The organism is Laceyella putida (assembly GCF_042665195.1).
In the GTDB taxonomy this organism is placed as follows: Bacteria; Bacillota; Bacilli; order Thermoactinomycetales; family Thermoactinomycetaceae; genus Laceyella; species Laceyella putida.
In genome coordinates, this window is the sequence record NZ_JBHTBW010000006.1 from 202247 (window position 1) to 224637 (window position 22391).

24 protein-coding genes and 1 riboswitch are annotated in these 22391 nt (G+C 50.3%); of the genes, 7 read left to right on the forward strand and 17 right to left on the reverse strand.

The window, feature by feature from the left end; all coding sequences use genetic code 11:
* Positions 1–56: 56 nt before the first annotated feature.
* Complete coding sequence (prmC, locus tag ACFQNG_RS02715) at positions 57–938, reverse strand: peptide chain release factor N(5)-glutamine methyltransferase (RefSeq protein ID WP_379863291.1); 882 nt, start codon at positions 936–938, stop codon at positions 57–59.
* Positions 939–964: 26 nt separating this feature from the next.
* A complete protein-coding gene (gene prfA / locus ACFQNG_RS02720) occupies positions 965–2035 on the reverse strand; it encodes a peptide chain release factor 1 (RefSeq protein ID WP_379863292.1) in 1071 nt (356 codons plus the stop codon).
* A 248-nt stretch (positions 2036–2283) separates the two neighbouring features.
* Between prfA and ACFQNG_RS02725 the strand changes: the two genes are divergently transcribed.
* Positions 2284–3333: a CPBP family intramembrane glutamic endopeptidase gene (locus tag ACFQNG_RS02725; RefSeq protein WP_379863293.1), complete on the forward strand. Its 1050-nt coding sequence runs from the start codon at positions 2284–2286 to the stop codon at positions 3331–3333.
* Positions 3334–3390: 57 nt separating this feature from the next.
* Here the strand turns inward: ACFQNG_RS02725 and ACFQNG_RS02730 are convergent, their stop codons facing one another.
* The 5 genes from ACFQNG_RS02730 to glpX form a co-directional block, all read right to left on the reverse strand.
* Positions 3391–3981, reverse strand: coding sequence for a thymidine kinase (locus ACFQNG_RS02730; RefSeq protein WP_379863295.1), 591 nt, complete (start codon positions 3979–3981; stop codon positions 3391–3393).
* A gap of 183 nt (positions 3982–4164) precedes the next feature.
* Positions 4165–4365, reverse strand: coding sequence for a 50S ribosomal protein L31 (gene rpmE / locus ACFQNG_RS02735; protein WP_379863473.1), 201 nt, complete (start codon positions 4363–4365; stop codon positions 4165–4167).
* A 161-nt stretch (positions 4366–4526) separates the two neighbouring features.
* On the reverse strand, positions 4527–5513 hold the full coding sequence (locus tag ACFQNG_RS02740) for a peptidoglycan DD-metalloendopeptidase family protein (RefSeq protein WP_379863296.1): 987 nt from the start codon (positions 5511–5513) through the stop codon (positions 4527–4529).
* 98 nt (positions 5514–5611) lie between these two features.
* Positions 5612–6883 carry a transcription termination factor Rho gene (rho, locus tag ACFQNG_RS02745; RefSeq protein WP_379863297.1) on the reverse strand — a complete coding sequence of 424 codons (1272 nt, stop codon included), beginning with the start codon at positions 6881–6883 and terminating at the stop codon, positions 5612–5614.
* Between the two features lie 64 nt (positions 6884–6947).
* A complete protein-coding gene (gene glpX, locus ACFQNG_RS02750; protein WP_379863474.1) occupies positions 6948–7910 on the reverse strand; it encodes a class II fructose-bisphosphatase in 963 nt (320 codons plus the stop codon).
* A 145-nt stretch (positions 7911–8055) separates the two neighbouring features.
* On the opposite strand from glpX, the gene ACFQNG_RS02755 reads away from it, so the two are divergent.
* Positions 8056–8193, forward strand: coding sequence for a hypothetical protein (locus ACFQNG_RS02755; protein ID WP_379863298.1), 138 nt, complete (start codon positions 8056–8058; stop codon positions 8191–8193).
* Positions 8194–8866: 673 nt separating this feature from the next.
* On the opposite strand, the gene fsa is transcribed toward ACFQNG_RS02755, so the two are convergent.
* The 5 genes from fsa to ACFQNG_RS02780 all read right to left on the reverse strand — a co-directional run bounded on the left by fsa (position 8867) and on the right by ACFQNG_RS02780 (position 12432).
* Positions 8867–9514, reverse strand: a complete 648-nt coding sequence (fsa, locus tag ACFQNG_RS02760; protein WP_379863299.1) for a fructose-6-phosphate aldolase — start codon at positions 9512–9514, stop codon at positions 8867–8869.
* Between the two features lie 354 nt (positions 9515–9868).
* Positions 9869–10723: a class II fructose-1,6-bisphosphate aldolase gene (gene fba, locus ACFQNG_RS02765; RefSeq protein ID WP_379863300.1), complete on the reverse strand. Its 855-nt coding sequence runs from the start codon at positions 10721–10723 to the stop codon at positions 9869–9871.
* Positions 10724–10804: 81 nt separating this feature from the next.
* Positions 10805–11629 (reverse strand): 3-keto-5-aminohexanoate cleavage enzyme, encoded by an 825-nt coding sequence (gene kce / locus ACFQNG_RS02770; RefSeq protein WP_379863301.1) that lies wholly within the window; start codon positions 11627–11629, stop codon positions 10805–10807.
* A 34-nt stretch (positions 11630–11663) separates the two neighbouring features.
* Positions 11664–12041 (reverse strand): 3-aminobutyryl-CoA ammonia lyase, encoded by a 378-nt coding sequence (gene kal, locus ACFQNG_RS02775; RefSeq protein WP_379863302.1) that lies wholly within the window; start codon positions 12039–12041, stop codon positions 11664–11666.
* Between the two features lie 25 nt (positions 12042–12066).
* Entirely contained in the window at positions 12067–12432 is a 366-nt protein-coding gene (locus ACFQNG_RS02780; protein ID WP_379863304.1) for a response regulator, read from the reverse strand.
* A gap of 531 nt (positions 12433–12963) precedes the next feature.
* Here ACFQNG_RS02780 and ACFQNG_RS02785 point away from each other — a divergent pair.
* The 4 genes from ACFQNG_RS02785 (at position 12964) to ACFQNG_RS02800 (ending at position 16683) form a co-directional block, all read left to right on the forward strand.
* Positions 12964–13404 carry an SRPBCC family protein gene (locus ACFQNG_RS02785; RefSeq protein ID WP_379863305.1) on the forward strand — a complete coding sequence of 147 codons (441 nt, stop codon included), beginning with the start codon at positions 12964–12966 and terminating at the stop codon, positions 13402–13404.
* A gap of 179 nt (positions 13405–13583) precedes the next feature.
* Positions 13584–14501: a PIG-L deacetylase family protein gene (locus tag ACFQNG_RS02790; protein WP_379863306.1), complete on the forward strand. Its 918-nt coding sequence runs from the start codon at positions 13584–13586 to the stop codon at positions 14499–14501.
* A 285-nt stretch (positions 14502–14786) separates the two neighbouring features.
* Positions 14787–15716 carry a PIG-L deacetylase family protein gene (locus ACFQNG_RS02795; protein WP_379863307.1) on the forward strand — a complete coding sequence of 310 codons (930 nt, stop codon included), beginning with the start codon at positions 14787–14789 and terminating at the stop codon, positions 15714–15716.
* Positions 15717–15756: 40 nt separating this feature from the next.
* Positions 15757–16683 (forward strand): ketopantoate reductase family protein, encoded by a 927-nt coding sequence (locus ACFQNG_RS02800; protein WP_379863308.1) that lies wholly within the window; start codon positions 15757–15759, stop codon positions 16681–16683.
* A gap of 54 nt (positions 16684–16737) precedes the next feature.
* Here ACFQNG_RS02800 and ACFQNG_RS02805 read toward each other — a convergent pair whose 3' ends face one another.
* Both ACFQNG_RS02805 and ACFQNG_RS02810 read right to left on the reverse strand, forming a co-directional pair.
* Positions 16738–17241, reverse strand: coding sequence for a GNAT family N-acetyltransferase (locus ACFQNG_RS02805; protein ID WP_379863309.1), 504 nt, complete (start codon positions 17239–17241; stop codon positions 16738–16740).
* Between the two features lie 120 nt (positions 17242–17361).
* Positions 17362–17676, reverse strand: a complete 315-nt coding sequence (locus tag ACFQNG_RS02810) for a cytochrome C oxidase subunit IV family protein (RefSeq protein ID WP_379863310.1) — start codon at positions 17674–17676, stop codon at positions 17362–17364.
* 148 nt (positions 17677–17824) lie between these two features.
* A riboswitch (FMN riboswitch) is annotated at positions 17825–17965 on the forward strand.
* Positions 17966–18145: 180 nt separating this feature from the next.
* On the opposite strand from ACFQNG_RS02810, the gene ACFQNG_RS02815 reads away from it, so the two are divergent.
* A complete protein-coding gene (locus tag ACFQNG_RS02815) occupies positions 18146–18721 on the forward strand; it encodes an ECF transporter S component (RefSeq protein ID WP_379863311.1) in 576 nt (191 codons plus the stop codon).
* A gap of 126 nt (positions 18722–18847) precedes the next feature.
* Here ACFQNG_RS02815 and ACFQNG_RS02820 read toward each other — a convergent pair whose 3' ends face one another.
* From ACFQNG_RS02820 to ACFQNG_RS02830, 3 genes are all read right to left on the reverse strand, one after another.
* Positions 18848–20467: a CTP synthase gene (locus ACFQNG_RS02820; RefSeq protein ID WP_379863312.1), complete on the reverse strand. Its 1620-nt coding sequence runs from the start codon at positions 20465–20467 to the stop codon at positions 18848–18850.
* Positions 20468–20610: 143 nt separating this feature from the next.
* A complete protein-coding gene (gene rpoE, locus ACFQNG_RS02825; protein ID WP_379863313.1) occupies positions 20611–21087 on the reverse strand; it encodes a DNA-directed RNA polymerase subunit delta in 477 nt (158 codons plus the stop codon).
* Between the two features lie 184 nt (positions 21088–21271).
* Positions 21272–22369, reverse strand: a complete 1098-nt coding sequence (locus ACFQNG_RS02830; RefSeq protein ID WP_379863314.1) for an LPXTG cell wall anchor domain-containing protein — start codon at positions 22367–22369, stop codon at positions 21272–21274.
* Positions 22370–22391: the final 22 nt, after the last annotated feature.

Here is a 22391-nt window from a genome sequence, read left to right on the forward strand (position 1 = left end):
TCCCTACCCAAAGTATGGACAGAAAGGGAGCCGGTTTATACATGTTTTTGTAATTTTCACCCTACTGCGGGGCGCCACCCGACGACCATCCGGTCCAAGCCCGCCAGGTCTTGTTTCACCAAGACTTCTTGGCAGATGGAAGCCAATAACGCCGCCACCGCCTCGCCTTGATCCGCCCCAATCTCAAAGCAAACCAACTGTGGCCCCGCTTCCACCCGTGCCAGGGTTTCCACCATCCGGCGGTACGGGTCAAGCCCATCGTCGCCCCCATCCAGCGCGAGATGGGGTTCAAACGCACGCACCTGCTTCTCCAACGTTTGGACCGTCCGAGAAGGAATATACGGCGGATTAGAGACCAGAATATCGACTTGGGATAGTTCCGCCCCCAGCGGTGCCAATAAATCGCCCTGAAGCCAACAGATTTTCTCTCTGACCCCATGCGCCTCCGCATTGGCTTGGGCCACTTTCAGCGCGGACAGCGACAGGTCAATCGCGGTCAAGTGCCATGTCGGTTTTTCCAAAGCCAAGGTCACCGCAATGGCCCCGCTGCCCGTCCCCACATCGACCACACTGAGCGCATCGTTGGAAAACCGCTGCTCGGCCTCCTGCAACACGGTCTCGACCAGCAGTTCCGTTTCCGGCCGGGGAATGAGAACCGCGGGATTGACCCGAAACACCCGGCCATAAAACTCTTGATCTCCCACAATGTATTGCAAAGGCTCGCCAGACGCCCGGCGTTCAAGCCATGCCGCCAGCTCTCCCGCCCGGTCCTGGGGAAACGGCTCCGAGAAACGAGCAAAAAATCGCGTCCGATCCATCCCGAGCAATCGCCGCATCAGCAACTCCGCCTCAAATGCCGCACTCTCCCCACCACCGCGCTCTTGTAAAAAAGAAGAAGCCCGACGGTAGGCTTCCTGAATCGTATATCCTGTTTCCATCCCTCTGACTCCTTCGGCTACTCGGTTCACTGCGCCGCTTTTTGCAACAGCTCGGTCTGTTCATGCAGGATCAAGGCATCGATCACTTCCTGTAAATCGCCATCCAAAATCAAGTCCAACTTATGCAGGGTCAGGCCGATGCGATGATCCGTCACCCGGCTTTGCGGGAAGTTATAAGTGCGAATCCGTTCACTGCGGTCACCCGTCCCCACCGCATTGCGACGGGCGTCGGCCAGTTTGGCGTTCTCCTCCTGTTGCTTGATGTCGTACAGGCGCGCCCGCAAGACACGCATCGCTTTATCCTTATTGCTGTTTTGCGATTTCTCATCTTGGCAAGAAACCACGATCCCTGTTGGAATGTGGGTGATCCGCACCGCTGATTGCGTCGTGTTTACGCTCTGCCCCCCCGGCCCGCTGGAACAGAAGGTATCAATCCGCAAGTCTTTCTCATGAATCTCGATTTCCACTTCTTCCGCCTCCGGCAACACCGCAACCGTCGCCGTCGAAGTGTGGATTCGTCCGCCTGATTCCGTTTCGGGTACGCGTTGCACACGATGGGCGCCGCTTTCGTACTTCAAGCGGCTGTATGCGCCACGCCCCTGAATGGAGAAGACCACCTCTTTAAAGCCACCCAACCCCGTCGCATTGGCTTCCAGCAGCTCCACTTTCCAGCCTTGGCGCTCCGCATAACGGGTATACATCCGGTACAAGTTGGACGCGAACAGCGCCGCCTCATCACCACCGGCGGCCCCGCGGATCTCCACGATCACGTTTTTCTCATCATTGGGGTCTTTGGGCAAGAGAAGAATTTTGATTTTTTCTTCCAGCTCTTCCTTGCGCTCAGATAACTCATCAATCTCCATCTTAACCAAATCGCGCATCTCGTCATCCAGCTTTTCTTCCAACATCGCCTTTGCGTCGCGCAATTGTTCAACCACGCTTTTATATTCCAGATACGCTTGGTTTTTCTCTTCCAATCCCGATTGTTCCTTGGAATATTCCCGCAATTTCTTGCTGTCGTTGATCACTTCGGGATCGCATAGCAAGCGGCTCAGTTCTTCATAGCGCTGATGAATCGCCTCCAAACGATCTAACACTGCTCTCACTCCCATATATCATTAATCGATGCCCATGGCGGTCCGCTGTCGCGTTGGATACGAGCCCCTCGCTTCCGTTCATTGATCCCCGCCATTTTGCAAACGCTAAATGTTATCCGATTCCCTCATCGCGTCATTTGATTGTACCATAACCCAACCCTTTTTTGGAAGAAACCAAAGACATCCTTCAGATGATAATGTTATGATGAAAGGAAATGACAGAAAAATTAAAGGGAGAACACAAAACCATGATCGAAGCCACTACAGCGATATTAGAAAATCTTGTGATGTTTGGCCCGATAATCGCTTTGTTCTATCTGGCCAATCTCGCCGAACGCCCACGCTGCGCGACAAATCCGGGACGGGGCAAAGAATTTGCCTTTATTCTTTATATGCTGCTCGGCCTTGGTTTTGTTATCACCTTCTTATTCGGCCTTATCGCGCATTTCCAAGGCGAACAGTTCGCCCGTTCACTTGAGGGGATCTACTCGGAACGCGTCCTCGCGCACTTTGTCAAACAACATGATTTCATTGGGTTGGGTTTATGGCTTCCCTCTCTTTTGGGCATCCTGTTTCTCATCCCGGCCATCCGCCGATACCTGGCCAGGTGGCTTCCTTTAGATCCCGCCCATCGGGTGCAAACGATGGCCTTGTCCTTCAGCATGGTCATCTGGATGCAAATCCTCATCACCGTGGCCATCGGGCTCAGTCTTATCAATGAAGCAACGGCACCCACCGTCGAAGCCGCCTACACGTTCGCTTCGATCTGGTCGCAAAACGTCTTATTTGCCATGCTCGGATTCATCGGGATCGGTTGGCTATCCCGCCGTTCCTGGAGAGAAGCGCTGGACCGCCTGGGCTTGCGTCCCCTCTCATCCAAGCAAGTCCTTGCGGGCGTGGGCATCGGGGTGGCGCTCACCTTATTGCCAGCCATCATCACTTTGGTGGAAACGCATTTCGGCCCCGTCGTCGACCAGAACGTTGATGAGTTGACCAACAAAATGTTGGGCCCTCTTTTCGGGTCCATCCCCGGCGTGTTGACCCTGGGACTGGCCGCCGCCTTGGGTGAAGAAATCATCTTTCGCGGGGCGCTCCTGCCACGGTTTGGCGTGATTTACACCAGCATCTTATTCGCCTTGGTTCACGCGAACTATGGATTGAGCCTCTCCACCCTGATGATCTTCTTCGTGGCGTTGGCCCTCGCCTTTGCCCGCAACAGGGTCAATACGACGTTAAGCATGGTCATCCACGCTACATATAACATCACCCTTGGCCTGGTTCTCATGTTGGTGGCATAACGGCAAGGGGCACAAAAAATCTCAACACCAGCCTGCGGGCGTGTTGAGATTTTTCATTCAACGCACAACCAATTCATGGCAATGGCGGCAACGCGCTTCATATTGTTCAGATGCCCCCACTTGGATCACCGGGTCATTCACCGCTGCGGGCCGGCCATTGATCAGCCGTTGGGTTCGGCTGGCCGGAGCACCGCATATCACACAAATCGCTTGCAGCTTGGTCACATACTCCGCAACCGCGAGTAAGAAAGGGGTGGGACCAAAAGGCTTCCCGCGGAAATCTTGATCAAGGCCCGCACAAATCACCCGTTTTCCTTGATCGGCCAAGTCTTGGCAGATTTCCACAATCTCCGGCTCAAAAAACTGGACTTCGTCGATTGCGACGACATCCACCTCCGGCGTGATCAGCGACATAATCTCTGAAGCGCTTTTGACTGGTTGGGCATCTGCGATCAATCCATTATGAGAGGCAATCGCCTCGCTGTGATAGCGATCATCGATGGCCGGTTTAAATGCCATGACGTGTAGCTTGGCGATTTTGGCACGCCGAATCCGGCGGATCAACTCTTCACTCTTCCCCGAAAACATGCCTCCACAGACGATCTCGATCCAACCTTGGCGCTTGATGTAAAGCCGTTCGCTTTTCACTCTCGTTCCTCCCGTTCGTGTTCGTTACAAAATGTCATTTTAACCGATCTCATCGCAAACGGATAGTTACAAGTTTTGCCGCAACAAAAAAATCCAGGATAACCCCTGGATCGATTCTCCCAAACAAAAAAGGCAAGCTTCCAACGTTCCGCTTGCCTGGCATTTTGAAGGCCAACCATCTCATTATTTGAGGTTGTATTTCTTTTTGAAACGGTCTACACGACCACCCGCGTTTACCATTTTTTGTTTACCGGTAAAGAAAGGATGGCATTCGGAACATACGTCCACTTTCAAGTTCTCAACGGTAGATCCGGTTTCAAATGTATTTCCACATGCACAGGTAACAGTCGTCATTCTGTATGCCGGATGAACTCCTGCTTTCATGCTTTTCACCTCTTTTCCTAGCCATTCCATCTGTGACTCACTCCCCGCACGAATGCGGAGAAGTTATTCGCACAATTTCTTGAAAATCACTGCAACATTATAGCATGGTTAGCGGTTGGAGGCAAGGTGATGTCTGTTCACAAAGGATGGATGAATACCCATTATCTTAAGACACGCAGCGGATTAATCGCTTTATCTTCTTTGCGCACTTCAAAATGCAAATGATATCCGGTCGCCCGGCCCGTCATGCCCATATAGCCCAAAACTTGACCTGTGGCGACCTGCTCACCTTTCCCCACCGTAATCCGGCTTAGATGCGCATAATATGTGACCCAGCCACCCCCATGTTCCACCACCACCAAATTTCCGTAACCATTTGCGTATCCCGCTTGGATGACCACACCGCTGAGCGAGGCATGGATCTCCGCCTTCTGTTTGGCGGGGCTCCAGATATCGATCCCTTTATGTTGTCGACCATTGCGCCAACCGAAATTGCTTGTAACCTGTCCGGTGACGGGCCAATGGAACACAAATGCCCCAGGCGGCCGCAATGCGGGTGTCGTCGCCAATCGAGAGAAGCGCTTATGATCTTTGGGCACCAGTTTGAATGGCTTCGGCAGATCCGCCAATGGCATGGGAACGGCAATCAATTGACCGATGTAAGTGAGTTCGGCATCGTACAGTTCCGGATTGAGATAGCGGATCAAGTCAGGCGTCGTCCGAAACTCTTTGGCTAACCGCCCAATCGAATCCCCTTGCTTGAGTCTGACCCATTTTTTGGTAAGGGGAATGGTTAACTTTAGCCCCATGTCTAACCGGTCGGGATCGGGTAACTGGTTCATTTGGGCAATCACTTGATAGTCAATGCCAAAGAACCGGCCGATCTGAAATAACGTGTCCCCTTGTTTGACTTGATATACCAGCGGTTTGGTCTCCACCCTGGCAGCCAAATTCCCTTCAGCCACCGCCACAACCGGATTAAGATATTGATAGATCGCTTCCTCAGCTATCTGTTTCTGCTCCGGGTCCGCATCAGCCCCCTCCAGCATCTCCGCGGAGACAACCGGATGTTTGTCTGTTCCAAACATCCAAGAAGCCGATGTGGTAACAGCGAGGGAAGAAGCCAACAATGCACGTTTGGAAGACATGTCAGCACCTCACAAAAAGATGAAAGTGTAGGGTGTATAACCCACCCGGTTTCATCTTTATGTGAGGTATCTGATTGATATGTCAAGAAATGAGAAGTTTAGGAAACGGGCGTGGTTTGACGAGGAGATTTCAGCTCTAAGGAGTTAAGGAATTCTTCATTGGTTTTCGTATGTTTCAAACGTTTGACAAGGGCTTCCGCATAATCCGGCGTATCGTTGATCGACTTTCGTAAAGCCCACAGTTTTTCCAACTCCGTCTTGCTCATAAGCAATTCTTCACGCCGTGTGCCGGATCGGCGAATATCGATCGCGGGGAAAATCCGGCGTTCGGCCAACTTGCGATCCAGATGCAACTCCAGGTTTCCCGTCCCTTTAAATTCTTCATAGATCACATCATCCATGCGTGAACCCGTTTCAACCAATGCCGTCGCCAAGATCGTCAGACTTCCGCCTTCTTCCACATTGCGGGCCGCCCCAAAGAAACGTTTGGGACGATGGAGCGCCGCCGGATCAATCCCCCCGGACAACGTGCGGCCGCTTGGCGGAATAACCAAGTTATACGCCCGGGCCAACCGGGTGATGCTGTCGAGCAGAATCACCACATCTTTCTTATGCTCGACCAAACGTTGCGCCCGCTCCAACACCAATTCGGCCACTTTGATATGGTTTTCAGGGAGTTCGTCAAAAGTGGAACTCACCACTTCCGCTTTGACGGAACGTTGCATATCGGTCACTTCTTCAGGACGCTCGTCAATCAACAGCACAAACAGTTCAATGTCTGGATAATTCTCAGTGATGCTGTTCGCGATCTCTTTCAACAACATGGTTTTTCCGGCCTTGGGCTGGGCCACAATCAAGCCGCGTTGCCCCAAACCCACCGGCGCAATCAGATCCATCATCCGTGTGGATATCCGCTCCGCCGTCGTCTCCAGGATCATGCGCCGTTCCGGGTAGAGAGGCGTTAATGCCGCAAAGTGCAAGCGCTCAGCCGCAATGTTGGGATCTTCACCATTGACCGCTTCCACATGAAGCAAGCCGAAGTAGCGTTCATTTTCTTTGGGCGGGCGCACTTTCCCCGACACCAAGTCACCGGAACGCAGATCAAAGCGGCGTATCTGCGAAGCGGAAATGTAAATGTCTTCCGAAGAGGGGAGGAAATTGATCGGACGCAAAAAGCCGTACCCTTCAGGCAAAACATCGAGCACGCCTTCCATAAACATCAGACCATCTTGCTCCGCCTTGGCTTTCAAAATAGCAAAAATCAGTTCTTTCTTTTTCATCTGCGAATAATAAGGAATTTGATATTCTTTTGCCAGTTTGTACAAGTCGACCAACCGGCGATTCTCCAATTCGCTCAAGGTGAGCTCCATGGGTACCATCACCACTCGATTTTAGTTTCATCCCTCCCTCCGGATAAAAAGAGGAAGAAGGGTATTATAAAACAAGATTTGGTTTTTTCTCAAGTCGATGGGTACCATCCATAAAACGTACGGTTCCTGTTTTCGCACGCATCACCAACGAATGCGTTTTGGCTAAGCTCCCTTGATAACGCACACCTTTCAGCAACTCCCCATCGGTTACCCCTGTCGCCGCAAAGATGGCATCATCCCCTTTGACGAGATCTTCCATACGCAACACCTTATTGGGATCTTCAATGCCCATTTTCAGACAGCGCTCCACCTGTTCCTCATTTTCCGGCAGCAAACGTCCTTGAATCTCACCGCCCAAGCATTTGAGCGCCACCGCGGCCAAGACTCCCTCTGGCGCTCCCCCAGAACCAAACAAGATATCGACTCCCGTATCCGGAAATCCCGTATGAATCGCCGCCGCCACATCCCCATCGGGAATGAGCTTGATCCGAGCCCCGGCATTTCGTATCTCCTCAATCAACTTGGCATGACGAGGACGATCAAGCACGACTGCGACAAGATCATCCATATCCTTCCCTGTCGCCCGTGCCACCGCTTTCAAATTGTCAATCACTGGTGCGTCAAGATCGACCAATCCGACCGCTTTCGGTCCAACCGCAATCTTATCCATGTACATGTCGGGCGCATGCAACAAACATCCCCGATCAGCCACCGCGACAACGGAGATGGCGTTCCATAGCCCTTTGGCGACGATGTTGGTTCCTTCAAGCGGGTCCACCGCCACATCCAGTTCCGGCAAATAACCCAATCCGAGGCGCTCCCCAATGTACAACATCGGCGCTTCATCCATTTCCCCTTCACCAATGACGACTGTGCCCCGCATCGGAATGGTATCAAACACCTTGCGCATCGCCTCAGTCGCTGCTCCATCGGCTTCATCTTTCTTGCCAAAGCCCATCCAGCGTGCGGAGGCAAGTGCTGCCGCTTCCGTTACCCGAACCAGTTCCATCGTTAAGCTTCGTTCCATCATTGCCATAAGTTATCCCCTCACACATTAGTATGTCACAAGTATATGATTAGAGTAACACATTTGTCGAACATGTGACACTCCCATCTTCCAATCTTCCAATCTTCCAATCTATCAGCCGCTCACGGCAAACGGAGGTGAATCCTTGTCTTCCTGTCGCGCTCTTAACAAGCAAGCCGGATTTCACCGCTTGCGAATCGGCTACGATGACGACAGAAAAGAAGCGGGATTGGTTACCACTCCTTGCTTCGAATGGTCCCGTTATGGTCTGCACCTGATTTAATTGACTCACATGGTGATAAGGGGAAATGGCAAATGATTTTACGACGGCACAACAATCTCGCGCCGATGTTGGTAGAGAGGAAAATGTTCACAGGAGATCCTTGGAAAGTCCGGATTAAGGGTAGGTTGTAAGAAGACAGAAGGGAAAAAGTTTCTGCCCAGTAACCGTTAACGCTTTAACCTTTCATTAGTACCCCCAACTACTTTAATTTAGCAGAAAACAAAGAGAGATGTTCATAAACATTTGTTTCACTTGTGAATCTATATGAAATATCTTCGCTCCTCAAGCGGAAAATCCTTTTCCAAGAAGAACAAGATTCTTTTTCCAGTTCAAGTTGTCTCTATTCATTGGTATGCCCAATCGCTCATCAGCTCAAACAACCCTTTGCTTCAGCAAACGATTGGGCTAGCCACAAACACACAAAATGGAAACTCCGTCATGCGGAGTACCGACTTGACCTAAGCTCGCATCATACGCTCGCCAAGAAAGGCTGGGGCGTGTCTGGCAAATCAAGTTAACCAATGGGAGGCAGCGGAAAAACCTTTTCCCGATGAGCACCGAAGGACAAGTGAAGCGACGAGGAAAACGGTTTTGAAGCCATCGACTTATTTATCAGACACGCCATAGTAAAATCGATAGAAATCATACCTCGTACCAACGATGGTTTGATTCATTAGCCTTTCAATGCATTTTTCCAATCAGCTTCAAACTTCTCAATCCCTTGATCTGTCAGGGGATGGCGCACCATCTGTTCCAACACTTTGTAGGGCAGCGTGGCGATATGGCTACCGGCAAGGGCCGCTTGCGTCACATGCATCGGGTGTCGGATGCTGGCGGCGATGATTTCAGTGGGAATATCATGCATGTCAAATATGGTGGCTACTTGCTCAATCAATTGCATGCCTTCTTGGCTGATGTCATCCAGTCGCCCGACAAAGGGACTGACAAAGGTAGCCCCAGCCCGAGCGGCCATGAGCGCTTGGTTCGCTGAGAAAATCAAGGTCACATTCGTTTTAATCCCTTTTTTGGAAAAATGGTGAACCGCTTTTAATCCCTCAATGGTCATGGGAATTTTGATAGTCACATTTTCCGAAAGACGGGCAAACTTTTCACCCTCCTCGATCATGCCCTGGGCCTCACGGCTCATCACTTCGGCGCTGACCGGCCCATCCACAATCGCGAGAATCTCGGTGAGCACTTCTTCAAAGACCCGCCCGGATTTAGCCACTAAGCTGGGATTGGTGGTGACCCCAGCCAGCAAGCCCCATTCGTTCACTTGGCGAATCTCATCCACAATGGCGGTATCCAAGAAAAACTTCATCAAAATCGCCTCCCAGGGATCATACCTCGACTTCTTAGGTCGAGAAGGAATGGTGACATTGCTCGGCATCCCCTTTGTAAGGAGCTTGGAGCAACAACATTTTTATAGTGCAGGAACATCGAACATATGTGCCGAATGGGAATGGCAAGAGAAAACCGATGAGTACCTTTGCTGTCAACCTGCACTGATGCAACATCAATGGAAGGCCGGAGTCAAAAAACGTTTCTACGACTGGATCGTTACAAGCTCCCATCTACTTATCAACGTAGGCGGCGAGTCGTTGACGACTCCAACCCCTTTGTTTTGAAGCTGAGTTTTGGGTTAAACCTATTCTTGCCAAATTTGACGATAAACTTACGCTTTGCCGGAGCTTCCGAACAGGCGCATTTTGCCTTTGACTACTTCTTTAATCGCTTCACGAGAAGGACCTAAGTATTTGCGTGGGTCGATCATATCGGGATTTTTATCGAGCAATTCGCGGATCACTTGCACTTGGGCCACTTGGTTTTCGGTGTTTACGTTGATTTTGCCCACACCATAAGAAATCGCTTTTTTGATGGATTCATCCGGCACACCGGAACCCCCGTGCAATACGATCGGCGCCTCGATTTTGCTGGCCACTTTTTCGATGATGTCGTAGCGGATTTTCGGCTCGCCTTTGTACATACCATGAGCGGTACCGACTGCGATTGCCACCGCGTCCACACGGGTTTCTTCCCAGAAACGAATCGCTTCTTCCGGATTGGCCAAGGTTGCATCCTCTTCCGCCACATCGAGGTCATCTTCCACCCCGCCGATGGTGCCCAGCTCACCTTCAACGGAAACACCGACAGCATGAGCAGCTTCTACCACTTTTTTGGTCAAACGGATATTTTCTTCAAACGAGTAGTGGGAACCGTCAAACATCACGGAGGAGAAACCGGCGCGGATACATTTCATTACTACATCAAAACTGCTGCCATGGTCCAAGTGCAGAGCGACAGGCAGACCCGATTCATCAGCAGCCACTTTGGCGAGGGCAACGACGTTATTCAGTCCGATGTAACGGATGGCACCTTCGCTCGCACCGAAAATCAGCGGAGAGCGCTCTTCTTTGGCAGCTTCGATAATCGCTTGGAAATATTCCAGGTTATTTACATTAAACTGCCCCACAGCAAACCCTTCTTGTTTGGCGCGAGGTAAAAAATGGTTCATTGACACGAGCGGCATATGATAGCCTCCTTCTAAAAGTAAACTATTTTCGTCAATTCGACATTATATCACTACAGATTCAAAATGGGTAATCACTAATTAATAAAATTTACTCCGTGTCAGATGGAGCATCTGCCGGGCTTCCTGGGGCGAGGCAATCTTCCGTCCCAACTCTTCGGCTAACCGCACCACTCTCTGCACCAATTGGGTGTTGGTGGCCAACTCCCCTTTTCTATAATAAATATTATCCTCCAATCCCACGCGAACATGCCCCCCCAAAAGAATGCCAAGTGTTGCCATTGGCAACTGGGCGCGACCCACTCCCGCCACGCTCCAGGTGGCCCCTTCCGGCAACTGCCGGATCAAGTGCAACAAGTTTTCCGCCGTTGCAGGAATGGCTCCGGGCACCCCCATCACGAAATCAAAATGAAGATGTCCCGTAAAAAATCCGCGCTCCACCAAACGCATCGCATTGGCCACCATGCCCACATCAAAAACCTCAAATTCGGGACGCACGCCATACCGCTCAAACTCCTCCGCAAACAACAGCAGTTGCTCTGGCGTGTTCATAAAGACCCCATCGCCAAAATTGACCGTGCCTGTCGTGAGCGTGGCCATTTCCGGACGGAGTGACAGCGGTTGCATTCGTTCCTCCGGTGACATGCCGACCGCCCCGCCCGTGGAAACTTGAATGATCGCATCGGTTTGCCGCTCGATCTCCTCCATCACTTTCCGATATACGGCCTTATCTTGCGTCGGTTTTCCCTCCGCATCCCGCACATGAAGGTGAATGATGGAGGCGCCCGCTTCATGCGCCTCCACCGCCGCTGCCACTATCTCTTCCGGCGTCACCGGCAAATGGGGCGTATCCGCCTTGGTCACTTCCGCTCCTACCAGCGCCGCTGTGATCACTAACTTTTGCATGATTCATCTCCCTCCCAACACAAAAAAAACCAGCCTATCTTCCTTTTGGTACGACACACGTGCCGGAAGCACGGGCAACCAAAAGGGGCTGTTGAAGTACGCGCGCAACATACGGGCGGGCGGGATCTGTCCCCGCTTCAATCACTTTGTAAGCTTCAAACGACATTTTCCTACTGGTATTCCCGACTTTCTCCAAGCGGCCGATCGCCTCAATAAAGTCACCGGCATAAACCGGAGCCAAAAACTCCGCCATATCGTAAGCGACAAACAGGCCCTCGTCCCCGTCGTGGCGGATCAAAATCTCCGTGGCCACATCGCCAAACAGCGACATGATCTTGGCGCCATCAACTAAATTCCCGCCATAATGCGCATCTGCTTGGCTGAGGCGCAAGCGGATTTTGGTTTCAATCATGGTGCATCCCTCTTTCCCCCGCTGATTAGGAAGCCAATTGACGGATCACTTCCGAACGCAATTCCTCAATGTCAAACGGCTTGGTGAAATGAGTGAGCGCCCCCAAACGACTGGCTTCGGCCACCATGTCCAATTCCCCATAAGCCGTCATCATGATCACTTTGGCCTCGGTATCGAACTTGCGTAGACGGCGGAGCAGTTCCAAGCCATCCATTCCCGGCATTTTCATATCAAGCAGGATGAGATCTGGTTTTTCCTTCTGGATGATCTCCAGCGCTTGTTTCCCATTGGATGCTTGATAAATATGTATTTGGTCCTTGGAAAATACTTCTTTGAGCAGTAATCGAATCCCATATTGGTCATCGACCACCAACACCTTCTTATTTGCCATTAGCCATGATCTCCTCCCTTCCCCCTGAATTTTCTCATAATGGGCAAATAGGTTAATCCAGGTGAATATATATGACTATTATTTTTTATCTGTAACTCTATTTCCTGCAAAGAACTGAAAAAATTTGACACTCCCCATGCGTGAACGAAGGGAATTCTTGGGCAATCCAATCCATCGCTATTTTGGACAAAAACAACATGATCCTCACAATCATATTACGATATTTCGGTCACTTTGAACAGTTCGCAATTCAGTCACTTATTTCTTATTTTTAAAACAATTATTCAAAATACCTAAAGGTCGAAAAGGAGTGGGCTTACGAAAGGGATGAACCCTCCCTCGTCCGATACTTGCCCTCATTCCATAGATAAATCCAGGGGTTTTCTCGCTCACAAAAATATAAAAATCGTTCCCATGTTTTCAGGTTTTATATCAAATCACGAACATGGTAATCTATTTAAGGATGCACAGGTCCGATTTGTCCCCGGTGGCGCCATACCGGATCGATCCCAGCAATGAAGGAGGAGAACCATGCGTTTTACCTATCAAATCCAATTAAACGTCGCCATCAAAGAAGCATTTGATTGGTTGGTAGACCCTCAAAAACAACAACAATGGAAAACGGGACTGAAAGAGACAAAATGGCTGGAACTGTACAATCCGGAAAATCCGGTTGGAATCCGGTTCACCCAAACTTACCGTAACGGCAAAACCGAGTGGGAACTGGATGGGGAAGTGGTTGAATATTATCAACCCCATGTTTATGGCTTGAGATTAAACAATGGCCCCCTCATCGAAGAAACAATCTATCGTTTGGAACCGCTGACCACCCAAAGTTGCCGGTTGCACTTGAATTGCGCCGTCCATTCCCGCACGGTGATTGCGAAACCAAAGGAATTTCTCACCTTTCTGCCTACCCGAACCAACCATATCAAGCAACTGAGATGTCTGAAGCAACGTTTGGAAACATAGGCCGTTCTCCAGCAAATGAGAACGGCCTATGTTTGTTTAATAATAAACTTATTTATTGTCATTATCTTGTCATCGCCATTCCCTTTATAATGTATTATGATTGAGTAGACTTAATCTCTCTTCCTTAAACATAGCATCGCTATCATCATATATAAATTTAGAAATGAAGGAAGATGGGCATGAATCAGTCTTATCGCAAAATCAGCTTACGGCTCAAGCTATTCGCTGCCTTCTCCATCCTCACTCTTTCCTTGTTGGGATGTTCATTGGTGTCTGTTGTGTCCGCAGAGAACACACCCCAAAAAATCGTTGATACCAGCACCCCCAAACCCAAACCCGTCGCGATCTATTTGGTGCCGCACGCGGACGATGAACTGCTTGCCATGGGCGCTGATATCGTGAATCACCAGCGCATGGGTTATGAGATTCAACTCGTTCTGGCCAGTCCTGGAGAACACAGCGGGGCTCGCTTCGTGATCAACGGGTTCCGGGAAGTGTGGCAAGGGAAAAAGAAAGTGAAGAACCCCGTATTCTGCCGTTGGCACAATACCTATCACAGCGCCGATGAATTGAATGATCCGGATCATTATGTGGATACGAAAGAGTTTGGCGAGGCACGGATTCGCGAATTCTATGAAGTCGCCCGACGCTTGGGCGTTCCCAAGGAAAACACTCATACCTATGACTTGGTCAACGGCCATTTTACGGAAGAGGGGCTTCGCGCCATCTATGACGAATATCTCTCGCGCTATCCCCATGCGATCTTCCGCACGTTGAGTCCATACGATTATCATCCTGACCATGCCATGATGGGCAAGGTTCTTATGGAGTATGAAAAAGAAGGGAAAATCAAGCCCACGGATACGGCTTATTTCCTCTCAATCTATAAATCCCGCTTCACCAAGTACGGCCAACTTGCCGTGAAGTTGCTGAAAGTGGGGCCGATGACGAAAGAAGACGGCGAACGTCTCCAGCATGCGGCGGAAGTGTATAGCTTATGGGAGCCTCAACAAGGTTGGTGGGCACTTGGTTACCATAGCGTTCCGCAACAATTTGATTCTTATTTCCAAGATAAAACCATGGTCATGCATTATTGAAGCAAAGAAGTTCCCGAGCAACAACAGAGGGGAACTTCTTTTTTATGCAGTGCCCGTTGAAGCTTACCAGGCTTCGGTTCATGAAGGCGGATGTTGAATTTGACGCCGCCACGAAAGGCTTGTTTCCGTTTCCTGCATGTTTTTGATCAAATGAGCACGATTTTTTGTCATGATTTGTCATTCCCCTCTTCCTAGAAATGGATTATGATTAATAATGATAAGTTTTTGAATTTTACCCCTAATCCGGTTAACGGAATACTTGATCTGTTTTGGGGGAAAAGGAAGATGGGCATGAATCGAGCTGGATTGAAACAAAAGCGTGGGATGACGTTCTTTTTGACTTTCACTTTCATCACATTAGCCATCCTTGGCGTCTCTCTTGGCAAAATCGTGTCTGCGCAAAACCGGCCCGCGCCCCGCATCGTCCATACCGAAAAGCCAAAACCAAAGCCCGTGGTCATCTATTTTGTGCCCCATGCAGATGACGAAGTGTTATCAATGGCCCCGGATATCGTCAACCACCAACGAATGGGCTATGATATCCACCTCGTGCTGATGAGCCGTGGAGAGCATAGTGGCGCCCGCTTTGTGATCAATGGTTTTCGTGAGGTGACGAAAAAGGGCAAAGTGATCAAGATCCCCGTCTATTGCGTTTGGCACAATACTTACCACAGCGCCAACGAAATCAATGATCCGGATGGGTATTACAGCACCGAAGATCTGGCCCGGGACCGTGTCAAAGAATTTCATGCGGTAGCGGACCACCTCGGCATCCCCAGAAATCACGTGCATGTGTATGACTTGATCAACGGACGCTTTACGGAACAAGCTGTGCGCCAAGTGTATGATGAATTTTTGTCCCGTTATCCCCATGCCATCTTCAGGACCATGAGCCGTTTTGATTATCACCGCGATCACGCGTTTTTGGGGCAAATGATGGCGCGATATGAACAAGAAGGAAAGATCAAGCCCATCGATACGGTTTATTTTCTCTCCATTTATAAAGCGCGCTTTACCAAATACCGGCTGCCGGTCAAAGTGGTTCCCTTGAAGCTCATCAACCCACAGGACAGGAAGAAAATCATGGAGGCGGTTCAGGTTTACCTGCGGTGGGAGCCCAGCCGCGGTTGGCATGCGCTCGGGCTCCACAGTGTCCCTTACCAATTTGAGTCGTTTATGAAAGACATGAGTGTGCAAGTGCATTACGATAATTAACGGAAAACCCGAATCAATCTCACAGCAAAGGATGATGTTGATGCGCGTATTAGTGATTGGCGCTGGCGCGGTCGGCGGTTATTATGGCGGCAGATTGGCGGAGAAGGGGGAAGATGTCACCTTTTTGGTGCGCAAGCGGAGGAAAGAGCAATTGGATCGCCATGGCTTGGTGATCAAGAGCGTGAACGGCGACGCCAGGTTGAAAGTGCAAACGCTCCTCGCCGGTCAAGACGCCCCATCTTTTGATCTTATTCTTCTATCCGTTAAAGCCTATCATTTGGAGCAGACACTGCGTGACCTGGCTCCATATGTCGGAGAAAAGACGACGATTCTGCCCCTGCTCAATGGCATAAAGCATATTAAACTTTTGCAAGAACGTTTTGGTTCCGACAAAATCCTGGGCGGTCTGTGCTTTATTGAGTCAACCCTAAACGCGCAAGGAGAAGTGGAACAATACAGCCAGGCGCACGACCTTGTTTTCGGCGAATTAGATGGCAAAGTTTCAGATAGAGTAAAAGCAATCGCCGCACTGTTTGAGCATGCCAAGTGCCACGCCCGGCCCAGCGAACAAATCAGCGTGGAAATGTGGAAAAAATACATATTCATCAGCGCGATGAGCGGGATGACATGCTTGATGAACAGTAGCATCGGACCCATATTCGAATCCCCTTGCGGCAAGGAAACGTACCGAGGGCTTTTGGATGAAATCATCTCCATCGCCCGTCATTACGAACCCTCCATCTCGCCGGATCTCTCGTCGCTCATCCTCGCTTCGCTCGAATCCCTTTCGCCAAACATGAAATCCTCCATGTTAAGGGATATGGAAAAAGGGGAACCCGTCGAAACAGACCATTTCCATGGCGCATTGCTCCAGTTGGCGCCAAAGGATGCGAAGCTCCCACTGCTCAAAGCCGTATACAGCGCCTTGTCCATTTACCAAGAGAGGCAACGGGCGGACCGAGGCTGAAAAAACGAACCCAATCAACAGAGGCAACCTTCCGCATCGTGAAGGTTGCCTCTGTTAGCCAATCAGCTTCTCGTAGGCCATATGGGGCTTGTCACTGCCGGGGAAATGAAACGTTCCCCTCTGTTCAAACCCATTCACATCATACAACCGCATGGCCTTTTCGTTGGCCATTTGCGTATCCAAACGAATGCTGGCATATCCGTGTTCTCTGGCAAACCGTTCGATCTCTTGCATCAGGATGCGGGAAACGCCTTTCCCTTGGTTGTCCGGATTGACGCACAGCCGATGAACGACCAAGAAGCGCCCTGATTGATCTTGCCAAGGAATCTGTTCATACTCAGGTTCAAATTCCTGATCCAATGCCACAATGGCGGCGATCTGTCCCTCATCCAACAGGGTATAGAGATTCCCCTTCGCGATATCGTTTTTTAACACATCTTCATTGGGGTAATCTTCGGCCCATTGGTAAATCCCTTGTTTGTTCATCATCTGTACAACGTTGCGATAAATCTCCATGATCTCAGCCAATTGTTCCTCATGCGCATGAACTAGTTGCATGTTGCCCTTCCCTCACTTCACCCTCGGTTACGGTTTCCATTCTTAGGATACCACTTGGCTGAAGGATCATGCGCCAAAAGGCAAGCAAACCCTTTGCTTGCCCAACCCCATTGCAACCGCTTACATCAATACCACACCGACAGCGGACACCACCGCGATCAGCAACCCCAGCGCGAAAAAAAGAATGACGATGCCATATCCTTTTTGGTTTAAGTGCATGAAAGTGAAGAGTTGCAATGCGACTTGAATCGCCGCCAAAATGATCAGCACCCAGAAAGTGGACGTAGGGTCAAGCATTTGCTCTCCCACCACGTAGAAAGCGATCGCAGTGAAGAGAATCATCCAAACAAAGGATAAGATATGGCGCCACGCCGTTTCCGGCTTCTCTGTCCGCTTCGTCGGCTGTTCGGGATGGTGTTGCAATTTGGGCTCCATCCAAGCCACCTCCCATCGATGGATTAATTCCATTATACTGAATTTTCTTTACTATGGCGACGCTGAAGCGGATTCTTTAGATCCCCTTCCCCATCGGGGGCGAGTCATTTATAATAAAAACGCGAGGAATGGAAGACTATGATATAGGGATATCCTTCGGGGCAGGGTGAAATTCCCGACCGGCGGTGATGGAGAAAAGCGTTCTCCTCAGCCCGTGACCCGCTTAGATAGCGGTGGATTCGGTGCAAATCCGAAGCCGACAGTATAGTCTGGATGGGAGAAGGATGATGACGTGTACGAAAAAACGAGGTACATGAACCCAGGGGGGAGTCTGCCCACCGTGAATATGCAGGTTGATGCACCTTTCTTTCCCATACCCCGGAGATGCGAACCGCCATCTTCGGGGTTTTAACTTTTCCACCTTCGTACCCGTTGTCATCAGAGACACAATATTAAGGAGAGTGTTCTGATGCAACGATCACAACCATTGACGAAAATGATTTTTCTATCCTTAATGGCGGGAAGTGCTTTTTTATTGCAAAAGCTGGAGTTTCCACTACCCGGCTTTCCCGCGTTCTTAAAAATCGATTTTAGTGAAGTTCCCGCGCTCATTGCCGGCCTTCTCTATGGACCGTTGGCAGGGGTGCTGGTGGAATTCTTCAAGAACTTCCTTCATTTTCTCTTCACCGGCAGCGAGACTGGCATCATCCCTGTCGGGCAACTGTCCAACTTCCTCGCCGGCAGTGTCTTTGTCATTGTCACCTCCATCATCGCGCGCAAAGCGGGAGAAATGAAAGGACTGATTTACGGCTTGGCCACCGCCACGGTAATCAGCGCGATCGTCATGACTGCGGCCAACTGGTACGTTTTCTTCCCGCTCTATAGCAAGCTGATCCATTGGACAGTAACCGGCTCGCAGAAATTTGCCTTAATCATGTTTGGCATTGCCCCTTTCAACTTGATCAAAGGCATTTTGGTCGCCGCCATCTTCGCTCCCCTGTATCTCAAGCTGCAGCCACACTTAAAGCGCCGCGTAAGCTTCTAGGCCGTGTCTGATAAGTGGTCAACTTAATTTGCCAGACACGCCCTAAGTGATCAATATAAAAGAAACCCAGTTAAGTAGAATACCACTCTACTCAACTGGGTTTTTCTATTCAAAACAAAATCCGAATCATGCATTCACATGCTCTTTCAGCTTGGCATTTAACGCCGCCGTCACAAAACCACGGAAGAGCGGCTGTGGACGGTTAGGACGGGAAATGAATTCCGGATGGAACTGGGACGCGACAAACCATTGATGTTTGATGTATTCCACGATCTCCACCAAGCGTCCGTCCGGAGAAGTGCCGGAGAAACGGTAGCCCACGTTTTCCATCGCTTCACGGTACTCATTGTTAAACTCATACCGATGGCGATGGCGCTCGTATACCAAGTCGGTGCCATACGCTTGATGGGCCACACTGCCGGGCTCCAATTTGCATGGATAAAGGCCGAGGCGCATGGTACCGCCTTTTTCTTCGATTTCCTTTTGCTCCGGCAGAATGTCGATGATGGGATAAGGCGTGGATGGGTCGATTTCCGAACTGTTCGCCCCTTCGAGCTGCAGCAAATGACGCGCCCCCTCCACACAAGCCATCTGCATGCCCAAACAAATCCCCAAGAAGGGGACATTATTCTCGCGCGCATAGCGGGTGGCGGCGATTTTCCCTTCGATGCCGCGATCGCCAAATCCGCCTGGCACCAGAATCCCGTCAACATCCTTCAACAGGTCAGCGGCGTTTTGATCGGTGACTTCTTCCGCGTTGACCCACTTCACTTCAATATCGGTATCGCGTTCAAACCCGGCATGGCGCAGGGCTTCCACCACACTCATATATGCGTCGTGCAACGCGACGTATTTGCCGACAATGGCAATGCGGGTGGTATGCGTTAAGTTTTTTACTTTATTGACGAGCTTAATCCAATCGCTCATATCCGCTTCGCCACAAGTCAAACCGAGATGGTCGACCACAATTTGGTCAAATCCTTGTTCCTGCGCCATCAGCGGCACTTCATATAACGTTTCGGCGTCACGCATTTCAATCACGGCTTCGCGGTCAATGTCACAGAAGAGGGCGATTTTCCGTTTAATCTCTTCCGCCAAAGGATATTCCGTCCGGCAAACGATCACATTGGGTTGAATCCCGATGCTGCGCAGTTCTTTGACCGAGTGTTGGGTCGGCTTGGTTTTCAACTCGCCGCTCGCTTTCATCAGCGGCACCAAGGTGCAGTGGATGTACATGACATTTTGGCGCCCCACATCGCTTTTGATTTGGCGAATGGCTTCCAAGAAAGGCAAGCTCTCGATATCGCCAACGGTCCCCCCGATTTCGGTGATGACAACGTCAGCGCCCGTCTCACGAGCTGCGCGGAACACGCGATCTTTGATTTCATTGGTGATGTGCGGAATCACCTGAACCGTTCCGCCCAAATAATCCCCGCGACGTTCTTTGTTAATCACGGCGGAATATATTTTCCCTGTGGTTACGTTGCTATTTTTGCTCAGATTAATATCAATAAAACGCTCATAATGGCCAAGGTCCAAATCCGTCTCCGCCCCGTCGTCCGTCACAAACACTTCCCCGTGCTGATAAGGACTCATCGTTCCAGGGTCCACGTTGATATAAGGGTCGAATTTTTGAATCGTTACTTTTAATCCGCGATTTTTGAGCAGGCGTCCCAATGCGGAAGCGGTGATTCCTTTGCCGAGGGAGGACGCCACACCTCCAGTCACAAAAATATATTTAGCCATATTTATCTTCCTCCTACCTCTAAGGATGCCCCTAATCTCCATAAAATAGAAAAGAGCGCCCCCAATTTTAAGGGGCGCTCTTCATTTCCGTACATAATGAGCCCAAAAAATAATTTATCTTACGTACCTTTATTTGTCAAGGATTAAAGCTCTTCTTCCTCGTCTTCGTCCGCGTCTGCCTCATCCAATGTTTCTTCCGCTTCGAATGGGGCTTCGTCATCCTCGGCATAAGGCACATCGATTTCATCCAGTTCATCCAGGTTTCCGTTTGCAAAATCCTCATCGTCGGCTTCGAACAATTCATCTTCCAAATCATCGTCCAAGTAATCATCTTTCACATTCATGGCGACTGCGGAATCGGTTGCCTGTTCAGTCGAATACCATTCCCTCAAGCCCCATGTTCCTCTGCCGACACAGACGAAACGCCCGTCAATGTTGATTTCCGTATACAGTTGGGCAATGTAATTTTCCACTTCTTCTTGGGTAAACTCTTTTTTCTTCGCTACATCCGCCATGATGTCTCTATATTGCATTGCGTCGCCTTTTTGCTTGAGCAACTCGTACGCTAGATCAACCATCGACGTTTCTTTGATCTTTTCTAAAACGAGGTTGTCTTTCAACCTGGACACATCCTTCCCTCAGGGCGAAGTCCACAAAACCCCTATGTTTCTCGTACAACTATTTTATCCAAAAAACGGTTGAAGTCAACCAACCAATGCAAAAAAGCGGCGACACGGTGCCCCCATCCAAACAAAAAGCCCAGCATCCCAATGGGACGCTAGACTTTCTTCCTATCCATAATGATTATGCTTGACGACGGAAACGCGTATACAAGAGACCTGCCGAAAGCAATGCGGCACCCGCCATGGCACCCACAGGATAAGCGGTGTCCGTTTTTGGCAGCGGACCGCCTTTGGCGTTATCCACTTTATCCGAACTGTCCTCATCGTCTCCATCGTCTCCGATGTTGACTCCTTTATCCCCGTCATCACCTTGGTCGGGACTGTTGGGGTCTTGCGGGTCCTGAGGTTGTGGATCCTCTTCCACGACTTCAAAGAACAGCTCTTCATCAAAATCAACTTCTTCACCATTCACCACGCCGAGAAATCCGACAATGATGGTATATTCACCGGGTTCCAGCGCATCGATGGAGAAGGAAGCGGTGAAAGAGCTGCTGTCCCCGCCTTCTCTCGCATCTACCTCTCTGCCTTTGGCGTCAAAAAGAATCGCATACCACTTTCCTTCCACCGCTTCGGCATGTTTGATATTGGCGACAACTTGAACCGCATCACCCGCATCAACCAAGTCAGCGGCGAATACGGGCTTCACTGGCGGCTTGGTATCTTTCACTTCTACCGTGGTGCTGTCGGAGAGGGTTTTCTCTTCCCCGTCAATCTTCCCCACAAAGGTGACTTCGATCTTGTGGGTACCCGGCGTGGCCGCAAATTCAGCCGTCGCCTCGGTGCCAACGGCCTCTTTTTCCACTTTCTTATCTCCCATTTGGAAGACATACGTGCCATCCACTTCTTCCCCGTGGGAAATGGTTGCGGTGACACTGATCGTCTCTTTGCCCACGCTTGCCTTCACGCTCAATGTGGGTTCTGGTTTAGGCTCCGGTTCTTCCGTTGGCTCTTCAGGCTCATTTGATCCCGGATTGGTTGGCGTCGGAGGCGTGGTAACCGGTTGATCATAAGTTTCCTTGTTTTCCGTCGGTTTGGTTGTATGCTCGGTTGATTTTTCCGGGGTGGCGGTTGGTGTGTCTGCTTCCTTCACCGGAATCGGCGCTTCTGTCGCCGCATCGGCGGGAGCGGGTGCCTCTTCAGCAGCCAATGCGGCCACAGGCGTCAGTGAAAATAACAATGAGAATAAAGCCGTGCTGACCGCCACTTTTTTCATGTACATGATTTGAATCTCCTTTCCCATT